2 pseudogenes are annotated in these 684 nt (G+C 70.8%); one reads left to right on the top strand and one right to left on the bottom strand.

Annotation, left to right across the window (positions count from 1 at the left end):
- Positions 1 to 465 (top strand): annotated as a pseudogene (locus tag G6021_RS17595) (acyl-CoA synthetase); the annotation flags it as partial.
- Positions 466 to 475: 10 nt separating this feature from the next.
- Here the strand turns inward: G6021_RS17595 and G6021_RS15240 are convergent.
- Positions 476 to 684 (bottom strand): annotated as a pseudogene (locus tag G6021_RS15240) (hypothetical protein); the annotation flags it as partial.

The raw sequence follows: 684 nt of genomic DNA, 5'->3' as shown, positions 1-684 counted from the left end.
ATCGTCCGCCGCGGTCACCTGCCGATCGGTTACTGGAACGACCCGGAGAAGACCGCCAAGACGTTCCCCGTGGTCGACGGTCGACGCGTCTCGGTCCTGGGCGACATGGGACAGCTCCGCGAGGACGGCACCATCGTGTTCCTCGGCCGCGGTTCGGGGTGCATCAACACCGGCGGCGAGAAGGTCTTCCCGGAGGAGGTCGAACAGGCGCTCAAGGCGCACCCGGCCGTGCACGACGCGCTCGTCGCCGGGGCGCCGGACCCGCGCTACGGCCAGAAGGTCGCCGCCGTGGTCTCGTTCCGCGAGGGGCAGTCGGTGGAGCAGGACGAGCTGTCCGAGTTCCTGCGTCAGTCACTGGCCAACTACAAGGTCCCCAAGGTGATCGTCGACGTGCCCGAGATCCGCCGCTCGCCCGCGGGCAAGGCCGACTACAAGTGGGCCAAGGACCAGCTGCCCGCGAGCTGACGGCACGGCGCTAGTCCGTCGCGAGGATGCGCTCGACCGCGCCCAGCGGGACCCCCACCCAGCTGGGCCGGTTGCGCGACTCGTACACCACCTCGTAGAGGGCCTTGTCCAGCGTGTACGCCCGGAGGAGCGCACCGGTGTCGCGGGGGTCCGAGTCGCTCACCTCGGCGTACCCGGCGCAGAAGGCGTCGACGTTGCGGTCCCGCCACTCGCGGGCCC

It is taken from the genome of Dietzia sp. CW19 (assembly GCF_014145265.1).
GTDB lineage: Bacteria > Actinomycetota > Actinomycetes > Mycobacteriales > Mycobacteriaceae > Dietzia > Dietzia natronolimnaea.
Note: the sequence above shows the minus strand (reverse complement) of the source record. Positions and strands in the feature narration are given on the sequence as shown.